We start from the raw sequence: 20,404 nt of genomic DNA on the forward strand, positions 1-20,404 counted from the left end.
ATCGCTGTGGCCTGCGGCTCGCCACCGCCACCTGGTAGAGGTCGTCGCGGAAGAGGGAGCCCCACCATGATCGAAGCCACCTGCCATTGCGGCGCCGTTCGGATGGAGATCGACCATACGCCCGAGATCTTGACCGACTGCAATTGTTCGCTGTGCCGCCGGCTGGGCGGGCTGTGGGCCTATTATCGTCCGGAGCAAGTGCGGCGAGTATCCGGCGCGACGATCGCCTACGTGCAGGGTGATCGAACCCTCGCGACCCACCATTGCCCGATCTGCGGCTGCACCACCCACTGGCAAAGCCTCGACGCGACGTCCGAGCGCATGGGCGTGAACGTGCGACTGATGCCGCCGCAGGTGCTGGCCGGCGTACGGGTCCGCAAGCTGGACGGCGCGGACACCTGGGAGGTGCTCGGCGAGTATCACTTCGGAGCCCCTTCGATCGGCTGATCTGTCCTCGGCAGCGCCGTGTTCGCGGCCGCGATTGCCGGCGCCTCGTCGGCCGCCGCGCGAGCCCGGTGATGTCGAGACGGGGCGACAGCGGCAGGCTCGCTGTCGCACGCCGAAGGCTCCCATCGGACCGCGTGGTCGGCACGCAGCGGCCGCGTGCGCGTGCTGTTGGACTTCCTCGTCGGCGTGGCGCGGGACGATCGGGCGCTGCTGCTCGGCGCGTGAGGTGCTGGAGGGACGACACGCACTCATGGCGCTTGCCGGCCCGGTCGCGCCTGCGATTCCGGCTGGGAGGGGACCGGCGCAGGTGCTACACCCGGACGCGTGAGCCCGCCCACCCCGGTCGTCCTGCACGACTCTCCGTGGTCCGAGCACGTGCGCTGGGTCCGTCACATCACACTCTACCAGCGCCACCGGGCGCGCCACACCTGACAATGAGGATCTTCGGGCCGGCGCTCGACCACCACTGCCTGTGCGGCAAGTACCGCAGGATCGAGTGGGCCGGGCGGACCTGCGAGAAGTGCGGGGTGATGGTGGAGGCAGCCAGCGTGCGCGCCGAGCGATTCGGCCACGTCGAGCTCGTCACGCCACTGGCACACCCATGGCACCCGGCGCTCTCGCTTCAGCGCCTTCTGGTGCTGCCCCCGACGCTGCGCCTCCTTCCGCGCGAGCGCGGCGACCTGAGGTACGATCCCGACGCAGTCACGCGCGAGATCATCGAGGTCGACCAGCGCAACAGGGAGCTGGAGATGACATCGACCGCGAGCTACGAGCCCCACCCGCCGCAACCGGAGCTCTCGGGCTGCTCGCGGCTGTACGCGCGGCTCGTCGCCCGCAACGAGCGGCTGCGCGAGTACTGGCCCACCCTGCCCGAGGTGATCCGCGAGCACGAGACCGGATTGCTGCAGGCCGACCTGCAGGTGCTGTTCGGCTCGCCGGAGACCCCGGCCAACCCGCGCAGCCGTCGCCTGCGCGACCTCCTGCGCGCGGCGGCGGCCCGCGACGATCGGGGCGAGCTCTCCGCGCTGCTGCTGGCAACGGGGTTCACCGCAGGGCTGGGCGACGACCCGCCGAGCGACGACAGCAGCTGAGCGCCGCAGTCCGCTGAGCCGCTGTTCTGTCGTCGCCGTCCGGACGTAGCCGACTGCAACGGTTGCATCCCCTCGTTTCACAGGACCTCGAGATGTCCGGTGAGGATGCGATGGTGCTCCGCGCGGGTGCCGACCGTGTACACGAGCCGATCGTCGGCGACGCGTAGGAGCGCGACCGGCTCGCCGACGAACTCGACCGTCCACTGGTCGAGGAGCGACGGCTGCGCGCTGGCATGACGTCGCGGTAGCATCCGCGGACGCATGGATCTGGCCGCCGCATTCGCCCAGCAGTTTCCGCTCTCCTCCGAGTATTTCGCGCTCGAGTTCGACGCCGAGATCGGCGACGCGCATCTCGGCGCTGCCTGGGGCGGGGTTCAGGAGATGGAAGGCCACCTCGTTGCGACCCTCCGGCTGATCATTTGGGAGGATAGAGACGGCGCGCGGTCGATCTACGAGGTCAAGGAGCAGCAGGTCGTCGTCGTGTTCCAGGCGAACATCGCCGACGCGCGAATGCCGGTCTACTTCGAAGGGTGGGCTGCTGCGGTCCGCTACCTGTTCGCGCGGCTCGACGAGCGGCGCGGCACGGACGACGAGCTCGCGAGGCTCATGCCGCACGACCTGGATCTCGCTCGGAGCTCAGAAGCTGAAGCCCGTCGTCGAATCGTAGGTGACGCCGCTCCCGGCGACGGACCGCAGGAACCACGTCAGCATCGCGTCGAAGCTCGGGTGCTCGTCGCGCACGAGACCCTCGCGTCGCGTCCAGAAGCGCACTACCCCGTCTTTACAGAGTGCGTGGTAGCTGCCGAGGCACGCGTCGGGTGGATCGAAGGTCGACGCGATCGGAAGCGCCCCCTTCGGCCACGACGGTGCCGCGTCGAGCGTAGCGCGCTCGCGAAGCACCACGCGCGCCGGCAGGAACTGCACGCCGCCGAAGTACGGGAAGCTCCTCTCGATCGTGTCCGCTCCGCCGAAAGAGCGGACGAATTCGAGGTAGCCGGGCGGCACGGTGCTCGTGGCGATGGCGGCGAGGTCCGCGGCGGTCACGGGTCGCGGCGCGAACCAGCGGCCGCGCTCGCGCCCGATCCGCGCCATCGCGGGTGGGAGGAACGCGGCCCACGGAGCGCGGAGCTCTTTCGGCACAGCGGACGGCTTCGAGGTCGATCGCTTTCGCGCAGCCACGCGCCGAGTGTACAGCCCGCGGCGCTCCCGCGGAGACGTTGCCGCGGCGCGCCTCGGGGTGCCGATCGCCGCCCTACAGGAGGCTCACGGGCGCTGAGGCGAGGTCACGAAGAGAAGGACCAGCGCGGTCCGACCTCGAGCGTGTCGAACGTGAGCCTGGGCTCCTCAGGCCCGGGGGCCTTCGAGTCCTCCCTCGGCTCCAGCTCTTGCGGCTCCGGCGGACGCATCACCACCCACGCACCTCGCCGGCCTTGCGCTACACTCCCCCGGCGCGCGCAAGAGCCCGCAATGCGTCTGCGCCCGACGAGCGTGACCCCAGCGCCAAAGGACGTCGATCGGCTCGACGAGCTCAGAGCATGCGAGGAGGCGGTCGCGCGCGAGCAGAAGGAGTTGTCCAAGTCCCTCGAGATGGCCCAACGGAGCCTCGAGCTCAGCCGCGCGCTCGTGGAGCGCGCCCCCGACGAGCCTCGGTGGCAGCGGGGGTTGGCCATCGCCTACGAGAAGGTGGCCAACGTGCTCGCCCTGAGGTTCGAGCTGCGCGAGGCGCGAACGCTCTCCGAGCGAAGTCTCGCTATTCGACTGCAGCTCTCCGCGCGTGATCCCGACAACGATCTCTGGCAGGAGGATCTCTCTGTCACCTACGAGCGGCTCGCGGATCTTTGTCGGATGCTCGGCGAGCCCACGGGTGCCGAGGTCTTCATCTCATCGTGCCTCGCCATTCGAACGAGGCTCTGCGAACGCCAGCCGGATGACATGCGTCGGCTGAGCGCTCTGTCGGTCGCGTATGCCGTGGCGGCCCCGTTGCTCGACGCAAGAGGAGAGCCGAAGGAAGCAACCGAGATGCTCGAGAAGAGCCTGGTGCTCCAACGCCAGGTGTCGCAGCGTGCACCCGGCGACCTCCACGCGCTCCACGATCTTTCTCGGGCCTATCGCCGCCTCGCCGAGCAGCATGCCACGCGGGGAGCGCGTGCTCAGGCCCTCGAGGCGTCCGAGCGGGGCTTGGCCATCGCGGAATCCCTCGCCAGGTGTCAGTTCTCAGCAGCAATCCCCCCTTCGGGGGCGAATTTCTCACCACCTTTCCCCCCTCTGGGGACCGAGTTTCTCAGCATCTTTCCCCCCTGCCGGGGGCTGAGTTTCTCACCACCTTTCCCCCCTGCGTGACCGAGCGGGTACCCCGCTCCCGAGTCCGGCGAGGAAGCCGGGCGCGAGGAGCCCATGGCGTACCGAGAGGTCACGATGATCGAGATCAAGGAAGTTCTAAGGCTGAGGCTTCTCGGCGTCGCCAAGAAGCGGATCGCCGCGCAGTTGCGTCTCGATCCGAAGACCGTGCGGCGCTACCTCGAGGTCGGTGAGGCGCACGGCGTCGTCGCCGGCGGTGGCCGCGAGCAGCTGACGGATGCGCGGCTGGACGCCGTGATCGCCGAGCTGAAGAAGCCGGTGCCGCACGAGCATGGCGAGGCGTGGCGGGCATGCGAGCGCGAGCGGACCTTCATCGAGGGGCATCTCCAGCACGACGTGCGGCTGACCAAGATCCGCAAGCTACTGCAGCGGCAGGGAGTCGTCGTGCCGTACGCGACGCTGCACCGCTTTGCCACGCAGCAACTCGGCTTCGGCAAGAAGGCGGCGACGGTGCCGCTCGTCGATGGCAAGCCCGGCGACGAGCTGCAGAGCGATCCCGGCAGTGTCGGGATGTACGAGCCGACGGCAGCGGCGTGCGGCGCAAGATCAAGGTCCTCGTCTTCTCGCCGAACGTGTCGCGCTACCGCTTCGTCTATCCGATCGAGCGCGAGACCGTCGAGGAGGTGATCGCAGCGTGCGAGGCCGCCTGGGCGTTCTACGGCGGCGTCTTCCGGACGCTGATCCCCGACAACCTCAAGGCGATCGTCCAGCGCGCCGACCCGATCGAGCCGCGGCTGTGCGAGGCCTTCCTCGAGTACGCGCAGGCACGCGGCTTCGTGATCGACGTCGCGCGGGTGCGCAGGCCGCAGGACAAGGCGCGAGTCGAGCGAGCGGTCCGCGACGTCCGTGACGACTGCTTCGGCGGTGAACGGATCCGCGACCTCGCGGCCGCACGGGAGCGTGCCGAGCGATGGTGCCGGGACGAATACGGCGCGCACCGCCACAGCACCACCGGTCGGATGCCGCGCGAGCACTTTCTCAATGTCGAGGCGCCGGTGCTGCTGCCGGCGCCGGAGCAGCCCTACGACGTGCCGCGGTGGTGCACGCCGAAGGTCGCGCGCGATCACTTCGTCCAGGTCGAGCGCGCACTGTACTCGATGCCCACGCGGCTGATCGGTCGCACGCTGCAGGCTCGAGTCGATCGCAGCAGCGTCCGCTTCTACGATCGGAGCACGCTGATCCGGATCTGTCGGCGGCTGCCGCCCGGCGGCCGCAGCATCAACCCTGAGGACTTCCCGAAGGAGAAACGAGCCTACGCGATGCGTGATATCGAATTCTTGCAGAAGCAGGCCGACGAGCTCGGCCCCAACATCGGCGCGTACGTACGGCGACTGCTGTCCGGCCCGCTGCCTTGGACCAGCATGCGCACCGTCCACGGCGTGCGTGGCCTCGCCGAGCGCCACGGCGTCGCCGTCGTCGATCGCTGCTGCGGCATCGCACTCGCGGCCGACATGCTGAGTCTGAAGCGCCTTCGCGCCATGGTCGAGCGCGACGTGAAGCCCCAACCCATCCCCCTCGACCGGCCGACACCGCCGGCGAGATTCCTCCGACCCGCGCAGATCTACGCGCTCTCGGCCAACACCAAGCATGGAGAACCGTCATGACCGATACCATCTCACATGACCTTAAGGCCATCCTCAAGCGACTCAAACTCAGCCCCCTGCTATCGACGCTGCCCGAGCGGCTCGCCCTCGCACGCCAGCAGAAGGTCCCTCACCAGGACTTCCTGCTGACGCTGCTCACCGACGAGGTCAGCCGCCGGGACAGCATCTCCGCCCAGCTCCGCGGCCAGAAAGCGCGTCTCGATCCCGAGCACCAGCTCGAGGGATGGGACAGCACCACTCGGGTCCACTTCGATCAAGAGCTGTGGGCCGAGCTCTGCTCGCTGCGTTTCGTCGAGGCTCGCGCTCACGTCGCGCTCGTCGGCCCCGTCGGTGTCGGCAAGACTTTCCTCGCGCACGCCCTGGGCAACGCCGCCTGCCGCCGTCAATACAGTGTCCTCGCCTACCGCTGTGATCGATTGCTCAAGAACCTCCGCCACGCTCGACTCGACGGCTCCTACGACGCCGAGCTGCGCAAGATCCTCGCCGTCGACGTGCTGATCCTCGACGACTTCGGCCTCGACGCGATGGACGCGACCGAGAGCCGCGACGCCTACGAAATCTTCACCGAGCGTCACCGCCACGGCTCGATCATCGTCACCTCGAACCGTGGCCCTGACGAATGGCTCGCAGTCTTCGCCGACCCCGTCCGCGCCCAGGCAGCGATCGATCGCTTCACCAGCAACGCCTACGACCTCGTCATCGAAGGCGAGTCGTACCGAAGCCGCCAGAAACCCTCGCTCACCCGTCCGCCGAAAACTGGATCCCGCTCGCGCACGCGAGCATGATCCCCCTCGTCACGCAGGATGGACCAAGGCGGAAAGGTCGTGAGAAGGCCGGGGTCCCATGCTGGTGAAAACCGACACCAGGCGCGAGCCGAGGAATGTCGTGTGGCAGGCCACGCTGGCGGCTCTGTTGGAGTGCACTGCTCGCTTCTCCGATCTTGCGATCGTCGACTGACACGCACGAGCGACGCCTGATTCGACGCCCGATTCCCTCTCATGATGTCGCCCCTCCAACTGCCCCGCATCGCCGTCCTGGCGCTCCTCCTGGCCTGCGACGGTCCCGGTCATCAGACCGCCGACCCGCCGCCAGGCCCCGTGTCGACGCCCCCACCGGAGGCGCCACCCGTCGCACCGCCCGTCGTCGAGACACCGCCCGTCGTCGAGACACCGCCCGTCGTCGCGCCGTCCGCCGCGCCGCCCTCGACTTGCACGGCACCGTTCATCGTGCCGCCGCCCTACAAGGACAGCTTCATCGACGACGCCGAGGCCTACGCGGCCCACGACCTCGGCGAGTGGGGCAGCCAGCCGATGCGCGGCCCGTTCGCCGACCGCGACGAGCTCCACCGCGATGGATGCACCGACCGCCAGCGCGCCTCGGCGCCGCCATTCACCGAGATCGTCCATTGCATCACGGGCGACTCGATGCGTCCGCCCGGGCCGCAGAACCAGCCCGAGCACCTCTTGCTGGTGCGCACGGCCCGGGGCTGGTGGGGCCACTCGCTGGCACGCACACGCTGGCCACACCGCCGCGAAGACGACCCGCAGATCGCCCACGTCACGCAGGTGACCGCGGCGGATCGACTCGGCGACGGCGGAGCCGAGGTCACCGCGATCGCCGAGCTCGGACCGCCCGGCGGCGACAAGTCCCGCTTCGTGTTTCTGTGCGGCGTCGGGTCGTCCGGCGTCCCCGCCTGCGCCAACGTCCGCGTCGCCGCAGGCGGACCGTTTCACGGCCCCGGCGCCCTGCTCTACCACCTCACGATCCGCTGCGACGCGACCCTGAAGATCCAGGGCTGGGAAGGTGGTTCACCGATCAAGCTGATCCACGCGCGCGCGCAGCTCGTGTTCCGCTGATCGCGGAACGCAGGTTGTCGTCGACGTCGACGCTGAGCACCAGCAGGTCAGCGCGGTCGCGTCGAGCGTCGGCTGCAGCGCGCGGCACGGCGGGCACCACGGGCCGGCGAACTTGACGAGGACGAGGGGGCGGCCGCGACATGGTCGAAAGCGCGGATGTCCCTACTCTGCATCAACACGCGCAGCGTCTCGACCGGCGAAGCCAGCTCGGAAGGGGGCATGATCGCGGGTATGTCGGCTCCGGGCTCGAGTGTGTCACGAAAAATCGACGCGCCTTCGGGCGCCGCCGGGTTCAGGGGGCGGGCTCGACCTGCAGGACACACTTCGTGGGCGGGTTGTAGGCGGAGACGGTCTCGAGCGTGAAGCGCCAGCCGAGCGCGACCTGCGGCACAGGGGCGTCGTCACGCTCGAGCGACAGGCTCACGCGCTCGACTCCGCGGCGGACCTCGAGCCGACAGTCCTGCATGTTGCGGTCGTCCTTGCCGTGGGCGTAGCCGGCGGAGATGACCTCGATCTCTGTCCCATCGGACAGGCGGGTCGGCTCGCGCGCGATGGCTATCAGCTCGAGCGGCCCGGCGGGTGGAGCTGCGGCGGCGACGTCTGTCAGGGGGGCGGGAGCCGGGACGGGCGACGGCGGCGCGGAGGAGTTGCACGCGAGCAGCAGCGACAGGGCGAGTGCGTCACGCATCGCGTCGAGTGTAGAGGAGCGCACGGCCGGCGATCCAGCGGGCAGTTCGTCGGACCCGACAGGACATGGTTCGGCGCGCAGGTCGGGACGCCGCCGAGCGCGTGCATGATCTCGTGGAGGATCGCGAAGCCGCTGGAGCAGGCGGGGTGGTCGTCGCAGGTCGCGGCCGGCTGCCGCGACACCGTATGTGAGACCCGATGATGCTGGTATCGTTCCGCGGTGAGCCACAGTCCCTTCGCCGCGAAGTTTACCCCAGGAACCCGCTTCGCACGCGAGTTCGGTCGTCCGCTCGGCGCCGCCATCAACAGACAGATCACGCCTTCGATCGCCAGCAGCAGCAGCGCCCCACCGACCATCAGAAGCGCGAGCAGCCCGACACCGATTCGCGTCCGGCATCCAGAGCGCCACCTCGGCGTCAACTATCGCTTCTGACGATCAGGGAAATCCACGGCCTCCCGAGGCGCCGAGGACCTGGCCGGTGCAATAGCTTGACTCCTCTGATGCCAGCAGGACGTACAGCGGTGCGATCTCCGCCGGCTGGCCCGGGCGACCAAGGGGCGTGTTGGCGCCGAAGGTCGGCAGGTTCTCCGGGGGTTGTCCGCCGCTCGGCTGGAGCGGGGTCCAGAAGGGCCCCGGCACCACAGCGTTGACGCGAATCCCCTGAGGGGCCAATTGTTTGGCCAGCGACTTGGAGAAGACGACGATCGCGGCCTTGGTCTGCGCATAGTCGAGCAGATTCGGCGAGGGATCGTAGGCCTGGACGGAGGCGGTATTGATGATCGACGCTCCGGCCGACAGGTGCGGCATCGCGGCCTTGGTGATCCAGAACATCGCGTAGAGGTTGGTCTTGAAAGTGGCGTCGAGGTCCGCGGTAGTGAGATCGAGGATCGAATCGCGGTACTGCTGCCGCGCCGCGTTGTTGACCACGATGTCCAGCCCGCCGAGCTGCTTGGCCGCGCTGGCGACCAGCTGCTTGCAGAACCCCTCGTCGCGGATGTCACCGGCGATGGCGACGGCCGTGCGGCCCTCGGCCTGGATGAGCGCCACGACCTCCTGGGCGTCGGACTCCTCGACTGGCAGATAGACGATCGCCACGTCGGCGCCCTCGCGCGCGAAGGCGATCGCAGCTGCGCGACCGATGCCGGAGTCACCTCCGGTGATGAGCGCCCTGCGGCCGCTCAGCCGCCCGGACCCGTGATAGCTGTTCTCGCCGTGATCCGGCCGCGGCGTCATCTTGCTGGCCAGCCCGGGCCAGGGCTGCTGCTGCGGCGGAAACGGCGGGCGCGGATACAGCGTGACTGGGTTGTGCTTCCTGGCCGTCTTCGGCGCCTGCGCAGCGCCCGATTTCACGGTGGCGGTAGGATTCGCCGGGGCCGCGGCGGCGGGCCCCGCGACCGTCGCTGCGGCGATTCCCACGCCGATTCCACCCACGACCTGGCGCCGCGAGAGCATGTCCGTATTTCTGGCTTTCATGAGACCTCCTCGGAGTGATTGGCCAATCATGAGCCGCGCGGCCCGACGTGCCAGGCGAACCCGCGTGAGGACGCGAAGGCGGCGCGCCGCCCGACGCTCCGCCGCGCGGCCGTAGGCCCTTCGCCCGTGCGCGAGCCTGACCGCAGAGTGCGCCCCGCAATGCCCCACAGGACATATTGGTTTCGACCTGCCTATTCAGACATCTTGACGCATTGAACCGCGAGTCGCCCGATCGACGGGGTGATGGATCACCACACTCAGCGCCTCTGCATCTCTCGCATCCGGGTCTACAGCACCGGCCGTCACCCGCGAGGCGAAGTCGGAGCCCGCCCGCGCCGGCGAGCTCGACGAGGTCGAGTGCTGATATACAGACCCGTCGTGCGAGCTTCGCCGCTCATGGGTCGAAGGCAGGTTGAGCGTGATCTGTCCGATGGTTCACGTGCGTGGGTACTGCAGTGTCACGCAGATGCTCAGCCTCGCGGGACGAGGGCTCCCGGACGTGGCACGACAACCAGCCGGCCAGCCGCCTCGAGGCTTGGCCAGGCGGGGTGTCCAGGCCGGCTCAGGGCCCGGATGCGCGGCGGTGCGATCCCGGCTGTGATCGATGATGTCTGCCCGGACTGCGGCGCCGCGATCGATTTCAACGTCTGAGCAATCCGTGCTTCCCCTGGCCTCTCGATGTACCAGCTCGCCACGCTGCCCCAGCGGAGCTGAGCCCCTGCACCGCCGCCGCCGGGTGTTTCGTCGATCGCGGCGCCCGGCCAGGCTCACTTCGGGCAGGGCGGATCTGCCGGACACGAGTCGTTCGGCGGCTGGGGGAAGGTCTGTAGGCAGCGCGCGACATCGACGAAGGTGTTGGTCGCGGTGAAGTCGAGCGGATCTCCGGTCCAGCCGCGCACCACACCGTCGCGGGCGCTGTGCTCGATGCGGCTGCCCGTGAGGAACACCGAAGCCGGCTGCTGGCCATAGAACACCACCGCGCCGTGGTTGGAGAAGGTGTCGCCCGACAGCGCGCAGTCGTAGCTGGAGATCCCCGAGTCGCCGCCGGCGTAGGCGATGGTGGTGTGCTCGAGGCGGTTGTCGGCGGCGGGTGTGCCCTTGAACGTAATGCCCACCCAGTCACCCGGCGCCGGCGTGTCGGCCGCCGAGGTGAGCACGATCGGTTTCTCCGCGGTGCCGAGCGCGCGCAAGCTGCCGGTGGCGGCTTCGTCGGTGTCGTAGGCCTGCACCAGCAGCCGCGAGCCCTGCTGGAAACGCAGCTGCACGCCCGGCTCGATGATCAAGCTGCCGGGTGTGCGATCGTCGCCGCTGCTGCCGACCACCAGCATGCCGGCGACCATGTGATAGGGCACGCCGCGATCGTGCAGGGTGGCCTCACCGACGATCTCCGAGTTGCCGAAGCCCTCCTCGATCGTGATCTCATCGTCCTGGTTGCCGGTGTAATGACCACTGGGCACGCTGCTCACTGCACGTTGCCACAGGCGCAGCGGCGCCGAGCCGCTGCCGGTGACGGTGAGCTCGCGCGAGTCGTCGCTGAACGTGGCGTTTTGGCTCAGCAAGGCGCCGAGAGAGGCCGAATCTTCGATGGTCACGTGCTGCACGCTGGCCAGCGGCATCAGCCCCTGGGCCGAGCGCGGATCGCCGACCAGGACCAGGGTGCCGGTGCCGTCGATGCGCGAGCTGCCGAGCGCGCCGCCACCACGCAGCGAGGCGTGGGCCAGGCGCACACGGCCGGTCTCGGTGACGCGGAGGCTGTCCCAGGCGGCGGCGCCGGCCCGCTCGAAGACGATGGGTTTGTCGGCCGCGCCCTCGGCGATCAGCTCCCCTTCGATCTGCATGCCGACGCGATCGGCGAAGCGCACCACCGCGCAGGGCTCGATGGTCAGTCGCTGCCCCTCCTGGATGGTCGGCGGAAAATCCACGATGTGGGGGCTTGCGGCCGCGGTCCACACCGCGTCGTCGGACTCGAGCGCGGCGGTCGCGTGCACGGTGCCCTCACCGCTCGGGACACTGCACGTCGCGGGCACCGGGGCGTCGGTCCCGGTGTCGGTGCCAGGATCGGCCCCGTCTTCGCCCTCGCAGGCGACCACGGCGGCGGCGCAGAACAGGAGAGCGGACCCTGGCAACGAGCGAAGTGACGGCATGAAAGCTCCTTGGGCGGCGCGCGAGGATGCACCCCGAAAAAACTCACCGCCCGCACGACATGCTCCAAGGTTTTGCGCAGCTCCGCCATACTCCGATCACCCGGCGCATTGGCCATTCGGCGTCACCCTTTCGGAGACCGAGCATGTTCACCCGCATCCCCACGAGCCGCCCCCCGCTCGTCCGCGGCACGACCGCCATCGATCTCGTCGAGGCCGCCTACCAGCTCGACGGCACGGAGACCGAGTGGCTCGAGGCCGTGACCGCGCGCGCCCGACCCGACCTCGACGTGGGCGCGGGGTTGTACGCATTCACCGGTGACAGCACCGCTCCAGACTACGCCCGCAGCCCAGTGTTCGCCGCGCGGGCTCTCTCGCCGGCGTTCCAGGCGCGCCTGCTCGAGCTCAACGAGACCGCCCCCGACGCGATCTTCGAGCTGCTGCGCAAACGACTGGTGACCTGCGGCGGACTGGAGCAGGTCCTCGGCCGAGGCTCCCCGGTGGTCGAGCATTTTCGCCGCGTGATGGCACCCGCGGGGATTTCCGACGGATTCTGCATGTTCGCCCAGGACACCGAGGGTGGCAGCGTCACCCTGTCGGCACCGTCCGCCGCCGTCGTGGCCCCGTCGCCGCGCGTGCGCGGGATCTGGCAGCGCGTGGGCTTGCATCTGGTGGCGGGGTTGCGTTTGCGGCGCAAGCTGGCGGCGCGTGCGATGAGCCGCGACGCCTTGCTGTCGCCGGCGGGGCGGGTCGAGGACGCCAGCGCCGAGGTCGCGGCCGATGGAGACGCACGGCGTGCGCTCACCGAAGCGGTGCAGGCCATGGACCGCGCGCGCAGCACCGAGTTGCGCGGCTCCCCCGAGCGCGCCCTCGATCTGTGGCGCGGCCTGGTCGCCGGCCGCTGGTCGCTCGTGGAGCACTGGGAGCGAGACGGCCGCCGTTACCTCGCCGCCTACGCCAACCGCCCCGGCGTGCTCGACCCGCGCGCGCTGACCTCGACCGAGCAAAGCGTGCTCCGCCACCTGGCGCTGGGCGCGACCAACAAACAAGCCAGCTATGCGCTCGGTCTGCCGGAGAAGACCGTGTCGTCGTGTGTGACGCAGATCCTCAAGAAGCTGCGTGTCCGTTCGCGGGTGGAGCTGGCCGCCCTGCTCCAGGCCCGCAGCGCCGGGTCGCTCGACGTGGCCTTCGCCGAGGACAGGCTGCGGGTGTTGGCAGTGGACGTGAGCGTCGCCGACCCCGACTCGGTGCTCACCCCCTCCGAACGCGAGGTCGCCACCGGCGTAGCGCGTGGCCTCCGCAATGCACAAATCGCCAGCGCGCGCGGCGTGGCGCCGAGCACCGTGGCCAAGCAGCTACAGACCATTTATGCCAAGCTCGGCGTCGACAACCGCAGCCAGCTCGCCCGCCACCTCACCCGCCTCAATGGGCTGGCGCGGGGGTGAGCGCCGTTCGATCGCGTTCCTGCGCCACGGGCTCTCCCCGCTGCGCAGGTGGGCGACGAGCAGGTACTCAGCTCGGCGTGCAGGCGTGCTATGCAAAGTCGGCGTGGTTTATGGTTATTGACGTGTTCAGCCAGAGATGTCGTCTGGATTCCGCTGAGATTCTTTCGAGCCGCGAAAGAATGGCCAGACGTCGACGGAGTACATGCTCACCACCGCTGGTTCAAGCTAGCCGGAAGCGTGGAAACGGCGAGCCCGTACGAACAGAGTCCGCCGAACGGAGTCGGCGGCGCCGGCGAGGAGGTCGCCGACTGGAACGCGATCATCGGCTTGCTCCCGGAATGGGGCCGGCTCCGACGCGGCGTTTGGCTGGGAGTGTGGGACTGGCTGAGGCGGGGAGCCGGCTCAGGCACGAGCGCGGGCGCGGGGTGCGGGCTCGGGGACGGGCACGGGCAGGTCTCCATCTTACGTCGGGCGTGTTTTGGGCTCGAAAAACTGGTTGCTACCCTGTGAAGGCCTATAGCCGCGAATTCAGGTCGGGTTGCCGGGCGTTGCCACGGCGTTGCCATTGAACCGGTCGAAGTTGCGAGCGCGCACGCCCCGCGGGTATGCTGGGCGCGCGTGACCTGGTTCCTCGACAAGCAATTCCTCGAAGCGGTCGACCTGCAGGCGTACGACGCGGCCGCCATCGCCGCGCGGGTCGGCCTGCCGCGCGAGGCGGTCGCAGCGTTCGTCGACCCCGGGCGCCGCTATTGGCTCAAGAGCTGCCCCGAGTACGGCTGGCTCGTCGGCGCGAACACCGAGCGCAAGCCGACGATCCTGTTTGTCGGCACGCCGCGCTTGGCGGCCGAGAACCTCCACCCGCTCAATGCGGTGTCGTTCGACCTGTCGACCGGCGCGGTGACGACGCGGGCGATCGCCTTCGACGACGCGCTCGAGTGGGAGGCGATCCTCGACGCCGCCGTCGAGGAGATCGGGTTCATCCACGTCGGCGACGCCCCGGTCCTGGCCTTCAAGCACCCCCAGATCTGGCACTACGCGCTCGTCCCGTTCCCGTTCCACCTGCACGACGACGCGCTCGGTCGCAACGACGGCGACCCCGCGGGCGTGCGCGCGTGGATCGAGCAGGGCAGCTACGTGCTCCACTGCGGGAACGCCTACTACATGAGCGCCGAGGGCGACGTCGAGTCGTCGTGAACAGGATAGACGGCCCGAAGGACATGCGCCTGGCCGACGTGCTGGGTGGAGCCTCTGCACGGTGGTGGGCCCGGAAGAGGCCGGCAACTCTGTCTCTACGGCCAGACGGCCTCCGGCCGTGGAGCTTGGGTCCCCCGCCGTCATAACCCCGGCAGCGCAGGGTGCCGGGGGTGAGGACGACGCACGTATCGATCCCGTCAATGCCCATGGCTGGCCCGAGCGGCCGCGCGGGGCCACAGGACCGCCTTCTTTCCGTTGCCGGAGGCGCGGAGGGTGTGCAGTTCGAGGTTCGGCTGCGGCGCAGGCGCTCCGTTGGAGCCGCCGGCGTCGGTGGGGCAGAGCCACGGCAAGTTGTCGTCATCCATCGTCAGCTCGACCTCGAGGTCGGTGAATTGGACCTTCGGGTTGATCGTGGTGGCCAGATTGCCGGCGAGCGCGACGTCGGCGGTGGGGACGGTCAGGACGACGGCGCTGCCGCCCGAGAGCACGCAAGGGGTGGTGACTCCGGCGAGCACCGTGAGCCCTTCGATCTCGATCGGCACGCTCGACGGCGGGTCCATGGTCGCGGAGAAGGTCAGGAAGACCTCCGATTGGTTCGGGTCCTCGGTGAGGTAGTAAAATCCGCCGACGCCGAACGAGCCGGCGATCCAGTTCATGCTGACGACGATGCGCGTGAACTCGGGGTCCTGCATCGCGGCCAGCATCGGCTCGATCTCGGCGCCGACGACGGTGTTGCGGGCATCGACGGCCGCCTGCGCGTCCGCCTGTAGCGCCCCGTCGTCCGGCTGGGCGGCGGCGGCGACCTCGGCGAGCAGCAGGTCCGCGGGCGGGTCGCCGTCCTCGACCTTGAGCTCCCAGCCCGGGACGGCGTCGCGGCGCAGGAGCAGGCCGGAGAGCACGCCGAGGTCATAGAATTCACGACCGCTGTCGAAGGTGTCGCCGCCGAGGAAGATGCCGTCGGCGAGGTGAGAGACCGCGAGCGCGAGCAATTCATCGTCGGCGGCGTCGCATCCGAGCTCGGCGAGGGCGCTCATCATCAGGCTGACGTACTCCGCCGAGCCCTCGGTGCAATCGTAGCGGCGGCTCGCCGCCATCTCCTCGGCGTGCTCGGAGTGCAGGCGCTCGCGCCAGTGCGCCGCGGCGGCCAGGCCGTCCTCGCCGTGCACTTCGGCCAGCAGCGACCGCAGCAGCTGCGCGCGCAGGTAGCGGGGCTCCCACGGCTCGGGGTACGGCGCGGAGCGGCTGCCATTGCCGACGTTCCAGTCGTTCTGGTCGCTGAGGAAGTGGAAACCCTCGTGGAAGGTCAAGGCGGTGGCGAAGTCGGGCCAGAGCACCCCGCCGTTCATCGTGATCGCATCATTGGTCTCCTGCGTCCCGTCGAGCGAGATCCCCAGGGTCAGCGCTCCGCCGAGCTGGTTGATGTTGAAGAAGGCGGTCCACTCCGGCGGCAGCGTGTCGAGCGGCCCCTCGGTGACTCTCGGCGGCTCGCCGTCGCCCTGCTGATAATTCCACACCCAGGCGCGGTTCTCCGACTCCGAGGCCAGCAGCACCTGGCGCGCGCGATAATTGGCCTCGACGTCGGGCCAGATCCGCTCGGGGCACTCGTACATCGCCACATCGAGCGCCGCGAGGATCTTCTCGACGCGGGTCAGCGGCTCGCCGTCGGTGGTTTCGCCGCTCGTCGTCGGCATGGTCGTCGAACCGCCGCCGGTCGGCGAATCGGTGGTGGTATCATCGGTCGTGCCGATGCCGGTGGTCGTGCTCGTCGAGGTCGACCCGGTCGGACTGTCGGTCGATTCGCCTGAATCGTTGTTGCAGGCCGCGAGCGCCGCCCCGACGAGGATGATAAAGGGCCGTATCGAGATGGGCATGACGACCCGAGGGTCACATCCCGCGAGCAGTCTGTCCAGAGGCGCCGACGGACGCGCGAACCGCGAATTCGGTTTCGCACGCGGTCCGCATTTCTCGGCCTCGGACCTATGTCCGAGACTGGCGCCGCCAGGGTATCGTGACGAGTCGTGCATCGTCCGCTCCTCTTCGCCTCGCTCGGCGTCGTGGCCATCTCCCTCGCTTGTGTCCCGCCTGCCGGTAATGGCCCGACGAGCGGCACCGCGACCGACACCCTCGCCACGGAGACCGACGCCACCGCTACCGCCACCGACCCCACCACCACGGTGAGCGAGCCGTCGATCCCCTGCCCGCCGATCGATCCGCATCACAAGTGGGAGCTCGACCAGGACGGCGTCTTCGACACCGTCGTGCAGACCCAGGACGAGCTGCAGATCCTCGCCGGCTGCACCGACATCGACGGCTCCCTGCAGATCACCGGCACCGTCACCGATCTGACCCCGCTCGCCAGCCTGCGGCGCATCGCCGGCTCGCTCTACATCGACGACGTCGGCGAGAAGCAGCTGTTCTCGCTCGCGGGCCTGGAGGGCCTCGTGTCCGTGCGCAGCGTCGAGCTCGAGCACCTCGCGATCACCAGCCTGGAGCCGCTCGCCGGCCTGACGAGCCTCGCGGGCGCGCTCGACCTCGAACGGCTCGAGGAGCTCGAGTCGCTCGCCGGTCTTCACAACCTCGAGCACATAGGCGGTCCGCTGACGATCAGCGGCCTCCCCAAGCTCACCGAGGTCGAAGCGCTCGCCGGCCTGACCGACCTGCCCGACACGCTCGAGCTCGCCGAACTCTCCGCGCTGACGTCCCTCGAGGGCTTGCACAACATCGCGCACATCGGCGGCCGGTTGTCGATCGACGAGTGCCCGCAGCTCGCGGACCTCGGCGGCCTGCGCGGCCTGCAGGGCATCGACGGGCGCCTGTACCTCGGGCAGCTCCCGATCACCACGCTCCACGGCCTCGAGGCGCTCACTGAGGTCGGCACGCCCGGCGGCGAGCCGGTCCAGGTCACCCTCTACCTCCTGTCGGAGCTGACGTCGCTCGACGCCCTCGCCATCGAGTGGCACGAGGCGCACTCGATCTGGATCTATCGCTCGCAGGTCTCCAGCCTCGACACCTTCGCCGGCGTCCCCGAGCTCGACAGCCTGACGCTGCTCGAGGTCGACAATCTCGTCGACCTGAGCGGCCTCGAGTCGCTGACCGTCGTCCACGGTTCGCTGGATCTCAGCGACAATCCGAGCCTGGTCGACATCAGCGCCCTCGCCAACCTCCGCTCCTTCGGCGCCCTGGACATCGAGCGCTCGGCGCTCACCGACCTGCTGCTGCCCGGCCTGACCGCCGTCGGCGCGGTACGGATCCGCGAGAACGCCGAGCTGACCGCGCTTTCGGGCCTCGCCGGCTTCTCCGAGATGGCCTCGCTGGTACTCGAATACAACCCCAAGATCGCAGCTCTGCCCGATCTGTCCGCGCTCGAGAGCGTCGTCGGCAACTTCGAGATCCGCGACAATGACACGCTGACGACGCTCGCAGACCTCGCCGGGCTCACCCATGTCGGCGGCGATCTCCGGGTCGTGGACAACGCCGAGCTCCCGCAGACCGAGGCCGTGAAATGGGGTGAGCCGATCGACGTCGGCGGGACCCGCAAGATCGTCCGCAACAAGGGCGACATCGCCCCACCCGCAGACCCCTGCCCCTGGGTCGATGACGGCGAGTGCGACGAGAATGGCACCTGCGCCCCGGGCAGCGACGGATGGGACTGCATCATCGGCGAGTGAGCTGCCCGCCGCGGGCTGGTCCTGCCCGAGACGGAGGATGCCAGCCCCGCGGGCAGTCCCCCGCTGGGTGAGGACGCGGGGGCTGCATGCTAAAATGCGGGCGTGATTGAACGTTTCCGGACGCACCTGGCTCTCGCCGCCCTCATGTCCGGGGCCGCCTGCCCCGAGCCGGATGTCTGCACCCAGTCAGGGTGCGCCTCGGAGCCGTGGATCCGCGTCGTCGACGAAGGAACCACGGGCGGCCACCTCCGGGCGGGCAAATACCTGTTCCGCCTGCAATCCGCCGACATGACTCTCGAGTGGGAGTGCGTCCTGGCCGCTGACGACGCCCCCGATCCCGCCTGTGACCGCTCCTCGCTCACGGCCATGGGCGAGTCCAAAGATGGGCCCGTGCGCTGGGTCGTCGATGTCGCTCACGACGGCGACGGCCTGGCGATCGAGCTCGTCGAGATCCGGGAGGAGGGCAAGATCATCACCGGCCCGGAGCAGCTCACGATCACCGTGATGCGTGACGACCTGGTCCAGATCGAGGAGACGCACCATCCCGAGTACATGGGTAATTGGCCTAATGGCATGGAGTGCGGCCCTTATTGTGCTGCAGCGAGCGAGCCCGTCGTCGTCCGTGTCCCGGAGTGATGCGGTTGCTGAGACGCGACTGCGCCGCGTGATCGACCGCGGTCCCGGCTCGCCCACGCCGATCCCTCGGCGAGAAGGAGGCGCGCGGGCGCGGCCCGCGAGTCGGGGCCCGTGGATGCCGTTCAGTCAAGCAACGTCGCGTACAAGATGTTCGTGCACATCTCGTCCTGGGTTCCCTCGCCCCAAGTCGTGGGCATCTCGCGTCCCGACGTGTCGAAGTTACACGAGATGCTGATGGTGTCGTTGGGGGACACGTCGATCGGGGTTTCGTACCACCACAGATCCTGCCAATGGAAGTCCCAACGGTCGACGTCGGTGAGGCATTGCTCAGATCCTTGTTGGTGCAGCGTGGTCTGCTGCGTCTTGCCGATCACATGCATGTGAGGCATCGAGCCCCAGACGCGGAGTCCGCCGGGGATGGTGATTCCGGCGTACCACCCGAGCATCTCCATCGTCATCTCGGCGCTGACGTTGGCCTTCGGGTCACCGGGAGGCACCGAGAACTCGAAGCTGCCGGCCGGCACCAGGTACGCCCGCTCCAACGTCGCGCCCTGCTCGATCTGGTACGTCACCTTCGAGCGGTCGGAGTAGAGGCCTGGCACCGGCACGTTGTAGTGGACTTGCACGACCACCTGGCGGCCTGCGCCGTGAAAGATCCCTGTGCCTTCGGGGAGGAGGGTGGCCCCGCTGCCAGGGACCCAGACGCCGTACAGGATGGACTTCTGGACGCCGGCGGCACCAAAGCAGCGATACCCGGGCTCGGGGTCGGCCTCGTCCAGCGCCGCGGCCGCGGCCTCGGCCTCGGCGTCCAGCAGGTAGAAGAGCGACACGTGGTGCACGACGCGGGGGTCGCCCGGGAGGATGTCGTAGCCCGTGATGAAGGAGTCCTCGGTGATTCCGGGATCGACGACGAAGCAGCGATATTCGTCCTGCTCGCCCGGGGCGGGCTGGGGCGTGTAATCGAGGCCGATGTCGAAGGTCGCCAATTCGCCGGTGAGCTTCGGGCTGTCGTCCACGGGGGGTGGTGGTGCGTCCGCGGGGTCGCCGAGCGGCGCGCCGGCTTGCGACCAGCCCTGGAAGAGCGCGATCTCCTCGTCGCTCAGCCACCGCGCGTTCTTGTACGTGTGGCACGAGCCGTCGTTGTTGACCGGCATCGGCGGCATCGTGCGCGACAGGACCGAAGCCGCTAGCAATCCGCTCAACGACGCTGCGGCCTCGGGGTCTTCCAGGGAGAACGGCGCCACGCCGCCGTCCCGGTGGCAGCCGAGGCACTCATTGTTGACGATGCGAGCGATGTCCTTGTAGTACGTGGGCGCGTTCGATCCCTCGGTGGGGTCGGAGCCCTCGGTGGAGCTCGAGCCCTCGGTGGGGGTAGCGCCCTCGGTGAGGCTTGAGCCCTCGGTGGAGCCTGGGTTTTCGGTGCTCGACCCGTCGGTGCTGCCAGCGGTGCTCTCGCAGCCGACGATGAGGGCGAGTGTGACCAACGAGGGGACGGCCGGATGCAGCTTCATGATTCCTCCATGCGCACAATCGTAATAAAGCAGGCGAGCAACTGAATGATCGCAGGCAGCTCCTGGTCGTTCAGGATAGGGCATGCCGAAGTTGTGACGATACGATCCCGACGAGCCGTCGTCTCGCGCCGACGAGCCGTCGTCTACCGTCGACGAGCCGTCGACTCGCATCCAGAACTGGCTTTGCGGGTCAGGGCGGCGGAGTTCCCGCCGCGCCTGTCGGCACGATCGGCCCGGGGCTGCTCAGGAGCCGCGCATGGAGTACTCTCGGTTCGAGCCGAACCATCCGCAC

19 protein-coding genes are annotated in these 20,404 nt (G+C 69.0%); 12 read left to right on the top strand and 7 right to left on the bottom strand.

All coding sequences use genetic code 11. The features are described 5' to 3' along the window. Window positions 1-66: 66 nt before the first annotated feature. Both OV090_RS05995 and OV090_RS06000 read left to right on the top strand, forming a co-directional pair. Entirely contained in the window at window positions 67-447 is a 381-nt protein-coding gene (locus tag OV090_RS05995; protein ID WP_267702513.1) for a GFA family protein, read from the top strand. A gap of 434 nt (window positions 448-881) precedes the next feature. Further along, window positions 882-1,538, top strand: coding sequence for a hypothetical protein (locus OV090_RS06000; RefSeq protein WP_267702514.1), 657 nt, complete (start codon window positions 882-884; stop codon window positions 1,536-1,538). A 77-nt stretch (window positions 1,539-1,615) separates the two neighbouring features. On the opposite strand, the gene OV090_RS06005 is transcribed toward OV090_RS06000, so the two are convergent. Together OV090_RS06005 and OV090_RS06010 are read right to left on the bottom strand one after the other, a co-directional pair. Further along, on the bottom strand, window positions 1,616-1,789 hold the full coding sequence (locus tag OV090_RS06005; RefSeq protein WP_267702515.1) for a hypothetical protein: 174 nt from the start codon (window positions 1,787-1,789) through the stop codon (window positions 1,616-1,618). Between the two features lie 385 nt (window positions 1,790-2,174). After that, window positions 2,175-2,630 (bottom strand): SMI1/KNR4 family protein, encoded by a 456-nt coding sequence (locus tag OV090_RS06010; protein WP_267702516.1) that lies wholly within the window; start codon window positions 2,628-2,630, stop codon window positions 2,175-2,177. A 375-nt stretch (window positions 2,631-3,005) separates the two neighbouring features. On the opposite strand from OV090_RS06010, the gene OV090_RS06015 reads away from it, so the two are divergent. The 5 genes from OV090_RS06015 (at window position 3,006) to OV090_RS06035 (ending at window position 7,356) form a co-directional block, all read left to right on the top strand. Beyond that, window positions 3,006-3,878, top strand: a complete 873-nt coding sequence (locus OV090_RS06015; RefSeq protein WP_267702517.1) for a tetratricopeptide repeat protein — start codon at window positions 3,006-3,008, stop codon at window positions 3,876-3,878. A 75-nt stretch (window positions 3,879-3,953) separates the two neighbouring features. Continuing rightward, window positions 3,954-4,523, top strand: coding sequence for a hypothetical protein (locus tag OV090_RS06020; protein WP_267702518.1), 570 nt, complete (start codon window positions 3,954-3,956; stop codon window positions 4,521-4,523). Next, complete coding sequence (locus OV090_RS06025; protein WP_267702519.1) at window positions 4,430-5,500, top strand: integrase core domain-containing protein; 1,071 nt, start codon at window positions 4,430-4,432, stop codon at window positions 5,498-5,500. Before OV090_RS06020 ends, OV090_RS06025 begins: the two co-directional genes overlap by 94 nt. Continuing rightward, on the top strand, window positions 5,497-6,285 hold the full coding sequence (istB, locus tag OV090_RS06030) for an IS21-like element helper ATPase IstB (RefSeq protein WP_267702520.1): 789 nt from the start codon (window positions 5,497-5,499) through the stop codon (window positions 6,283-6,285). The genes OV090_RS06025 and istB overlap by 4 nt, the downstream gene beginning before the upstream one ends. Window positions 6,286-6,501: 216 nt before the next feature. Beyond that, the gene (locus OV090_RS06035) at window positions 6,502-7,356 is read left to right on the top strand and encodes a hypothetical protein (protein WP_267702521.1); all 855 of its coding nucleotides are present in this window, start codon (window positions 6,502-6,504) and stop codon (window positions 7,354-7,356) included. Between the two features lie 292 nt (window positions 7,357-7,648). On the opposite strand, the gene OV090_RS06040 is transcribed toward OV090_RS06035, so the two are convergent. Further along, window positions 7,649-8,044: a hypothetical protein gene (locus tag OV090_RS06040; protein WP_267702522.1), complete on the bottom strand. Its 396-nt coding sequence runs from the start codon at window positions 8,042-8,044 to the stop codon at window positions 7,649-7,651. Between the two features lie 219 nt (window positions 8,045-8,263). Between OV090_RS06040 and OV090_RS06045 the strand changes: the two genes are divergently transcribed. Further along, window positions 8,264-8,476, top strand: a complete 213-nt coding sequence (locus OV090_RS06045) for a hypothetical protein (protein ID WP_267702523.1) — start codon at window positions 8,264-8,266, stop codon at window positions 8,474-8,476. A 3-nt stretch (window positions 8,477-8,479) separates the two neighbouring features. On the opposite strand, the gene OV090_RS06050 is transcribed toward OV090_RS06045, so the two are convergent. Then, the gene (locus tag OV090_RS06050; RefSeq protein ID WP_267702524.1) at window positions 8,480-9,517 is read right to left on the bottom strand and encodes an SDR family oxidoreductase; all 1,038 of its coding nucleotides are present in this window, start codon (window positions 9,515-9,517) and stop codon (window positions 8,480-8,482) included. Window positions 9,518-10,284: 767 nt separating this feature from the next. Then, window positions 10,285-11,661, bottom strand: a complete 1,377-nt coding sequence (locus OV090_RS06055; protein ID WP_267702525.1) for a hypothetical protein — start codon at window positions 11,659-11,661, stop codon at window positions 10,285-10,287. 143 nt (window positions 11,662-11,804) lie between these two features. Here OV090_RS06055 and OV090_RS06060 point away from each other — a divergent pair, with 143 nt between their 5' ends. Together OV090_RS06060 and OV090_RS06065 are read left to right on the top strand one after the other, a co-directional pair. After that, window positions 11,805-13,103 (top strand): helix-turn-helix transcriptional regulator, encoded by a 1,299-nt coding sequence (locus tag OV090_RS06060; protein WP_267702526.1) that lies wholly within the window; start codon window positions 11,805-11,807, stop codon window positions 13,101-13,103. A gap of 618 nt (window positions 13,104-13,721) precedes the next feature. After that, window positions 13,722-14,297, top strand: a complete 576-nt coding sequence (locus OV090_RS06065) for a hypothetical protein (protein ID WP_267702527.1) — start codon at window positions 13,722-13,724, stop codon at window positions 14,295-14,297. A 197-nt stretch (window positions 14,298-14,494) separates the two neighbouring features. Here the strand turns inward: OV090_RS06065 and OV090_RS06070 are convergent, their stop codons facing one another. Next, window positions 14,495-16,168: a hypothetical protein gene (locus tag OV090_RS06070; protein WP_267702528.1), complete on the bottom strand. Its 1,674-nt coding sequence runs from the start codon at window positions 16,166-16,168 to the stop codon at window positions 14,495-14,497. 147 nt (window positions 16,169-16,315) lie between these two features. On the opposite strand from OV090_RS06070, the gene OV090_RS06075 reads away from it, so the two are divergent. Both OV090_RS06075 and OV090_RS06080 read left to right on the top strand, forming a co-directional pair. Then, window positions 16,316-17,965, top strand: coding sequence for a hypothetical protein (locus OV090_RS06075; RefSeq protein WP_267702529.1), 1,650 nt, complete (start codon window positions 16,316-16,318; stop codon window positions 17,963-17,965). A 102-nt stretch (window positions 17,966-18,067) separates the two neighbouring features. Continuing rightward, complete coding sequence (locus OV090_RS06080; protein ID WP_267702530.1) at window positions 18,068-18,601, top strand: hypothetical protein; 534 nt, start codon at window positions 18,068-18,070, stop codon at window positions 18,599-18,601. A 122-nt stretch (window positions 18,602-18,723) separates the two neighbouring features. On the opposite strand, the gene OV090_RS06085 is transcribed toward OV090_RS06080, so the two are convergent. Continuing rightward, window positions 18,724-20,112 carry a hypothetical protein gene (locus OV090_RS06085; RefSeq protein WP_267702531.1) on the bottom strand — a complete coding sequence of 463 codons (1,389 nt, stop codon included), beginning with the start codon at window positions 20,110-20,112 and terminating at the stop codon, window positions 18,724-18,726. Window positions 20,113-20,404: the final 292 nt, after the last annotated feature.

This window comes from Nannocystis sp. RBIL2 (assembly GCF_026626745.1).
In the GTDB taxonomy this organism is placed as follows: Bacteria; Myxococcota_A; Polyangia; order Nannocystales; family Nannocystaceae; genus Nannocystis.